Origin of the sequence: Collinsella aerofaciens (assembly GCF_032584215.1) — a bacterium.
GTDB lineage: Bacteria > Actinomycetota > Coriobacteriia > Coriobacteriales > Coriobacteriaceae > Collinsella.
In genome coordinates this window covers 101308-107734 of the sequence record NZ_JAWHPN010000004.1, presented here as the reverse complement: position 1 = coordinate 107734, position 6427 = coordinate 101308, and the positions used below count along the sequence as shown (strand labels likewise).

Sequence of the window (6427 nt, the reverse complement as noted above, 5' to 3'; positions counted from 1 at the left end):
CCGGCGCGCCACGGGTCAAGATGCACTAGGCCTGGACGAAGTCCGGGCCCGCGCCTTTAGACGCGAGCCCGGGGCCCGTGGGTTATACCCTAAGAGCAAACCACCCTTTTTAAGGGTGGTTCTGATTTGAAAACCTTGGGACTCGTGTTCGCCCCGGCCGCACGGCGACATGTGAAGTCGATCGTGAGTTCCGCACGAGCCGGAGAGCACTTAATGTGCTCTCCGTGCGAGCAGGACTGTCCGAGCAGGCGACTTCGCATGCCGCCGCGCGGCCGGGGCAGACACCTCCCCAAAGATTTTCAAAAAAGTTGTTGACGCGCGCGTAACGACTCGTCTAATATATCCCTTGCGCGATGGACCTGTAGCTCAGTTGGTTAGAGCGTCCGGCTGATAACCGGGAGGTCACAAGTTCGAATCTTGTCAGGTCCACCACTTTCTTTCGCAATAAACACCCCAGCGAGAGCCGAGTCGCCGCTGGGGTGTTTATTACTGTCTCCGTGGGGGTTTAGCTCAGCTGGGAGAGCGCGGGCTTTGCAAGCCTGAGGTCAGGGGTTCGATCCCCCTAACCTCCACCATGATGGACCTGTAGCTCAGTTGGTTAGAGCGTCCGGCTGATAACCGGGAGGTCACAAGTTCGAATCTTGTCAGGTCCACCATCAAAACTGTGAAGAGCCCTGGGGCATTGCCTCGGGGCTTTTTTCTTGTCTGCGATAAATCTCATTTTGGTTTTGTGTGCTGTGCGAAAGATTGGGTAGTATAGCTATTCAATGCGGCGACCTTGCCGCGTGTTAACCGCTACGTACCGGAGGTGTTCCATGGTTCGTGTCGACATAGAGACCATCGTCATGGCCGCCGGTCCCGTGCCATCGCTTATCGTGCTTCGCGAGCGCTGCAGCAAATCGGACTCGCCCGCGCCACTGCGTTCCCTTTCCATTCAAACTGGTTCGTTTGAAGCCGCTGCCATCAGCCGCGGCATCGATAGCGGCCGCGCCGAGCGCCCGATTACCCATGACCTGTTGCTCGATACTGTTGGCGCCCTGGGTGCCAAGCTCGAACGCATCGAAATCGTTCGCGCCGAGCCGCCCGTGTTTTACGCGACGGTTGTCGTGTTGGCCGATGGCAACGAGCATAAGATCGATGCGCGTCCCAGTGATGCCATTGCCCTTGCCGTGCGCAGCAATGCCCCCATGTTTGTGGAGGACGACATCATGAATCGCCTGGGCACCGTTTCTGCCCATGCCGAGGAAGTTGACGACGAGCGGGAGTTCGAGAAGTTCGACGAGTTCGTCCATACGCTCTCCCCCGATGACTTCTAAATGTGGGGCGGCCAGGCTGCGGAGCGTTCGCTGATGGCCGGCGGTATGTCGGCTGAGGCGGCGGCCATTGCGCGCGAGGCCCAGATGCGCTCGGAGGCTTCTGAGGCGGCTCGCATTGCCTATGTGACGCAGGCCCGCACGCTTCGCGAGCGTCGCGGCTCGTTTATCAAGATGGTTGTCATCTCCGCCCTTGTTGCGGCAATCTGCTCGCGCCTTCGTGGTACAGTTGGTGCGCTTGGGTTTTCGATCTCTACGGGCCTGGTGATCTGGGGCGTGGTCGATGCGGTAATGCTGACCAGTCAGATCAAGGTACTCGACAAGCGCGCGATGGATATGATGCGCGCCCGCGACGCTGCCACTAAGATCGCTGCTGAGGCACAAGAACTGTAACGACGCCAGACTCGATGGGAAGGTCTAAAGATGGCACAGGATATGCAGGACGCCGGTAACGTCTCCGCCGAGCTCGACGCCATGGTGTGCGATCTGATCGGCGCGTTCTTGGACGACCTTGCCGCCGGTGAAAACCCTGGCGTGGTCGTGGCAATTGAGGACGCCGCTTCCAACCGTTATCTGGCGGCGCTCGATGAGGATGGCGAAGAGGCGTGCCTCGAGGCGGCCACCAACTTTATCTCCGAGCACAAGATGGGTCTTAAGGACGAGGGCCTGGGCCGTATCGCTCGCTATGCCATCGGCTACACTGGCTGCGTCGAGATTGACGGCGGCTATCACGATGCTCTGCTCGTGAGCTTCTTCGAAACCACGCTCGAGAGTGGTTTTTCGGCATATGTGCTGTATGAGGGCATGGGCGCCGGCGATGGTTTTATGTGGAGCGACCCTGAACCTGCAGGTGAGGAAACCCCTCTCATCTAAAATCGCTAAAATAAACGAGTTTTCGGTAAAAGGCTCAATATTCCCGCTGAGCGTTGTATCGCTGGGCGGGCCGCATACGCGTGCCGTTTGTATATGGATAGAAGATAGGGGAACTACATGCGCGTAGACAATCTGAGGAACATCGCCATCATCGCCCACGTCGACCACGGCAAGACGACGATGGTCGACAAGCTCCTGCGTGCCACGGATGCCTTCCGTGCCAACCAGCAGGTCGAGGACCGCGTCTTGGATTCTAACGACCAGGAGCGCGAGCGCGGCATCACGATTCTCGCCAAGAACATCTCTATCGAGTATAAGGACGTCAAGATCAACGTCATCGACACCCCGGGCCACGCCGACTTCGGTGGCGAGGTCGAGCGCGTGCTGCGCATGGCCGACGGCGCCCTGCTGCTGGTCGACGCTTTTGAGGGCCCCATGCCCCAGACCCGCTTCGTGCTGCGTCACGCTATCGACACCGGCCTTAAGATCATGATCGTCATCAACAAGATCGATCGTCCGGGTGCCAACCCCGAGAAGGCCTATAACGACTGCCTGGACCTCATGGCCGACCTGGGCGCCACCGACGACCAGCTTGAGTTCGCCATGGAGCACGTGGTCTACGCCAGCGCCATGAACGGCTTTGCCCGTCTTGACCCCAACGACGGCAACATGGACATGTACCCGCTGCTTGATATGATCATCGACGACATGCCCGCGCCCGAGGTTGACGAGAACGCCCCGCTGGCCATGCAGTGCGTGACCATCGACCACTCCAACTTCGTCGGCCGCATCGGTATCGGCCGCGTGTACTCTGGCGCCATCCACCAGGGCGACCAGATCCTGGTTGTCAAGAACGACGGCTCCAGCGCTACCGCCACCGTCAAGCAGCTCTTTACCTTCGACTACCTGGGCCGTACCGAGTGCCAGGAAGTCGGCGCCGGCGACATCGCCGCTGTCGTGGGTATCGACCGCACCGATATCGGCGATGTCTACACCGATCCCGAGAACCCTGTCGAGCTCGAGCCCATCGAGATCGACCCGCCGACCCTGTCCATCGTCTTTGAGGCTTCGACCTCCCCGCTCGTCGGCCGTGACGGCGACATCGTGGGCGCCCGTCAGCTTAAGGAGCGCCTGTTCAACGAGGCCGAGAACAACGTGACCATGAAGATCGAGGAGCTCGAGGACAAGAGCGGCGTCGAGGTCTCGGGCCGCGGCATTCTGCACCTGTCTGTTCTGATGGAGTCCATGCGCCGCGAGGGCTTTGAGTTCCAGGTCGGCCGTCCCCGCGTTCTGTTTAAGAAGGACGAGAACGGCAACAAGATGGAGCCTGTCGAGCAGGCCGTCGTCGAGTGCCCGGACGAGTACTCGGGCAAGGTCGTTGAGGTCTTCGGCACCTCCGGCGGCATCATGACGAGCATGGATACCTCGGGCATCGTGACGCACCTCGAGTTTAAGATCCCGACCCGCGGCATCATGGGCCTTAAGAACCGCATCATGAACGTCACCCACGGCGAGGGCGTGTTCTACCACACCTTCCTGGAGTATGGTCCTTACGCCGGCGAGATCGGTAACCGTCAGAACGGCGCCATGATCTCCATGACCACCGAGAAGGCCGTTGCCTATGCTCTGGGTACGCTGCAGGAGCGCGGCCAGCTGTTTGTTGAGCCGGGCACCGAGTGCTATGAGGGCATGATCGTGGGCGAGCGCAGCAAGGCTGGCGACATGGTCGTCAACATTGCGCGTACCAAGAACCTGGGCAACCAGCGTTCCTCGACCTCCGATATTTCCGTCCAGCTGGTGCCGCCCCGCACCTTCTCGCTGGAGGAAGCGCTGGAGTACATCGCCGACGACGAGCTGGTCGAGATTACTCCCAAGAACATCCGCCTGCGCAAGCGTCTGCTCAACGCCACCGACCGCAAGAAGGCTGCCGTTCGCGCCGGCCAGGTCAACAAATAAGCGCTGGGCTTTATAGCGTCTAACAAGAAAGGGCGCCGACCGCGATGGTCGGCGCCCTTTTTGGTGCACAGGGATTGAGTTAGTCTGCGCCACCACAAAGGTGCCTGGTCCCTTTGTGGTGGTTGGCGGCTAAGCGGTGGGGAGTCCTGGCGTGTTAGCCGGCTGCTGCGGTTTGAGGTGGGCGTTGCGCCAGATGATTTGGATGATGTAGCCGAGTGTAAAGACGAAGGCCGCGCCGCTGATGAAGTCGCCTACGAGGGGGATTGCCGTAAGCGCGCCCGCGGCGATGCCACCTACGGCCGCCATGGCGTAACGGTTCTGGCTGTGTCCGACCATGCGGGCGATCGCGCACCCCGCAAAGGCACTCGACACCAACGCAATGCCGATAACGCCGCACAAGAGGGTTCCGGCAAGCGACAGACCAGCGATGGAGATAATCAGCAGTAGGACGGCGGGAACGATAGCAATCGTGCTCAGAAGACCGCTCACCCACAGGGGCATGGGGCGCTGGTGGAGCATGCCGGCGGCGCTGGCGGTCGCGCGCGGAAAGACGAGCTCGAGCAGCAGGGCGACAAAGCAGGTCGAGAGTGCCGCGGCGACGATGCCGCCGATGACATCGTTAACGGTGGAAGCATCTTCGTTCTCGGTACGGTCGATCTTGAGCGCACCGACCTCGGCTCCCGCGGCACGCTCGGGGTCCTCGGAGACGTGCGCGTTCACGGTGCCGGTGATGTGGGCGTTCTTGCCCAGGATGAGCTTGTCGGCCCAAACCTCGACATCGCCCTCGACGGTGCCATCGATGGTCACCGTGTCGCCCGCAAGCGCTGCCGACTTGGTAGAGCCGCGCAGGGCAACCGTCTCGCCTATCGCGTAAAAACAGTTGGCGGTGCTGTCGGAATTGAGCACAACGTGCTGACCGACGACCGTGACGCTGCCATCAACCGTGGTCTTGGCGATATCGATAGTGCGTGCCGCCAAGCGGACGGCGCCGCCCACCGTGCAGTCGCGGATAGAGAGGGTATCGCCCGCGGCGATGATATCGCGGTCAATGGACGCATCGTCTAAGTTGAGGGCCTGGCCGGCCCAGTACAGGTCACCCTCGACGCCAGACGGATCGACGTCATTGTCGGTCGCAAGTACGTTTCCTGCGGTGTCCGTGCCGGCGAACGACGCCGTGGGAAGCGCGGTGACCGCTAGAGCGATGAGCGCGAATAAGATCGTGATGCGGCCCCACGCTTTACGGCGCTGGGTCGACGGGAATTGATTACAGGGCATAGTGAATCCTTCGTCAGATGCTCGACATGCACCTAACAGGGTACCCAACGCGTGGGCGCTCTAAAAGAACCTCTCGGTTGCATTTCGAAGGATGAGCCCGCGACACCTACTTTTTGCGGTGCAAAAAGCGTGCGATGTCATCCTCGGTGGGGCTTTTGATATCAAAGCGCAGCGACAGCCAGCGTAGTCCCATGGTCACCACGACGCAAACGACCAGTGCGACGACATTGCTGACCAAGCCGCTCATGACAAGGCAAACATAGCTTGCCGATCCGGCGATGGCCGCGATGGCATAGAAGTTGGTGCGCTGGAAGATACCCGGCACCACACCCATAAAACCATCTCGCAGCATGCCGCCGCCCACCGCGGTAAAAAAGCCCATCATGATGCACACCGCCGGCGCAAAGCCGTAGACCAGCGCCTTGTCTGCGCCGGTTGCCGCATAAATACCCACCGAGATGATATCGAGCAGGGGAATGAGCTTTTCGGGCTTGTCGACGATTGCCGGGAAGATGTAGATGATGGCCGCGGTGGCGATGGAGAGCGGGAGCGCCATCGGTTGGTTGAGGATGTAGACGTTGCCCACCTGCAGCGTCATATCGCGCAAAAGACCGCCGCCCAGTCCACAGACCACGGCGAGCGCGACGGCGCCCACCAGGTCGAGTTTGTGCTCGCGTGCGACCAACACGCCCGAGATCGATGCCGCGACGACGGCGAACATCTCGAGCCAAAACGGGATGGCAACCATGGCATCCGAGGCGTGTGCGGTAACGATCATAGCGGCGGCAACGGGCAAGATGGGGTCCTTTGAGTTACGGGTTTAGACAATGCCCGTACATAGTACATGTTCGGCGCCGATTGCGACCCTATTGCTCGGCAAACGGTCGGGACTGGGTACGGTCATAGGTTCCATGTTAGGGGATCCGGGTTGATGCTGAACGCGATGGGGGCGTGGTCGAATAGGAGGGATGTCCAAATTTTGAGCTCCGCTCAAAATTTATCCGGTCGGC

6 protein-coding genes and 3 tRNA genes are annotated in these 6427 nt (G+C 60.5%); 7 read left to right on the top strand and 2 right to left on the bottom strand.

Features of this window, described 5'->3' with window-relative positions; translation table 11 throughout:
• Nucleotides 1–355: 355 nt before the first annotated feature.
• The 7 genes from RX395_RS02145 (at nucleotide 356) to typA (ending at nucleotide 4142) form a co-directional block, all read left to right on the top strand.
• Nucleotides 356–432, top strand: a tRNA-Ile gene (locus tag RX395_RS02145).
• Nucleotides 433–499: 67 nt separating this feature from the next.
• A tRNA-Ala gene (locus tag RX395_RS02140) sits at nucleotides 500–575 on the top strand.
• A gap of 4 nt (nucleotides 576–579) precedes the next feature.
• A tRNA-Ile gene (locus RX395_RS02135) sits at nucleotides 580–656 on the top strand.
• Between the two features lie 159 nt (nucleotides 657–815).
• On the top strand, nucleotides 816–1316 hold the full coding sequence (locus RX395_RS02130) for a bifunctional nuclease family protein (RefSeq protein WP_138374279.1): 501 nt from the start codon (nucleotides 816–818) through the stop codon (nucleotides 1314–1316).
• Between the two features lie 33 nt (nucleotides 1317–1349).
• Entirely contained in the window at nucleotides 1350–1706 is a 357-nt protein-coding gene (locus RX395_RS02125; RefSeq protein ID WP_316365104.1) for a hypothetical protein, read from the top strand.
• Between the two features lie 30 nt (nucleotides 1707–1736).
• Complete coding sequence (locus RX395_RS02120) at nucleotides 1737–2186, top strand: hypothetical protein (protein WP_089572580.1); 450 nt, start codon at nucleotides 1737–1739, stop codon at nucleotides 2184–2186.
• Nucleotides 2187–2303: 117 nt separating this feature from the next.
• Nucleotides 2304–4142, top strand: a complete 1839-nt coding sequence (typA, locus tag RX395_RS02115; protein WP_055287536.1) for a translational GTPase TypA — start codon at nucleotides 2304–2306, stop codon at nucleotides 4140–4142.
• 129 nt (nucleotides 4143–4271) lie between these two features.
• Here typA and RX395_RS02110 read toward each other — a convergent pair whose 3' ends face one another.
• Together RX395_RS02110 and RX395_RS02105 are read right to left on the bottom strand one after the other, a co-directional pair.
• Complete coding sequence (locus tag RX395_RS02110; RefSeq protein ID WP_316365100.1) at nucleotides 4272–5417, bottom strand: polymer-forming cytoskeletal protein; 1146 nt, start codon at nucleotides 5415–5417, stop codon at nucleotides 4272–4274.
• A 106-nt stretch (nucleotides 5418–5523) separates the two neighbouring features.
• Nucleotides 5524–6213 (bottom strand): trimeric intracellular cation channel family protein, encoded by a 690-nt coding sequence (locus tag RX395_RS02105; protein ID WP_229065363.1) that lies wholly within the window; start codon nucleotides 6211–6213, stop codon nucleotides 5524–5526.
• Nucleotides 6214–6427 lie beyond the last annotated feature (214 nt).